This is a genomic window from Corynebacterium sp. HMSC055G02 (assembly GCF_001809065.1).
GTDB lineage: Bacteria > Actinomycetota > Actinomycetes > Mycobacteriales > Mycobacteriaceae > Corynebacterium > Corynebacterium jeikeium_D.
In genome coordinates this window covers 1-273 of record NZ_KV795674.1, presented here as the reverse complement: position 1 = coordinate 273, position 273 = coordinate 1, and the positions used below count along the sequence as shown (strand labels likewise).

The window sequence follows — 273 nt, the reverse complement described above, 5'->3', positions numbered from 1 at the left end:
CCAGCCACGACCACGTCATCGCATGGCACTGGACCAAACACGAAACCGCCCACGCCTACACGCAGCTACTCCGCAAAATCGCTGAGCCGCTCTGCGTCGTCCTCGACGGCGGACAAGGCGCACTTACTGCGATTAAAGCCTGCTGGCCGAACGCGATAATCCAACGATGCCTCGTCCATGCGCAACGCGTCATCCGCCGCTACACCACATCACGACCACGCACCGACGCCGGCAAAGCCATCTACGCCCTGGCGTTGAAACTGACCCGTATCA

The 273-nt window shown here is 61.2% G+C and carries 1 protein-coding gene; it reads left to right on the top strand.

Going from position 1 to position 273, the window contains the following annotated elements:
- On the top strand, window positions 1–273 hold a 273-nt coding region (locus HMPREF2547_RS09790; protein ID WP_210383946.1), incomplete at both ends, for a transposase.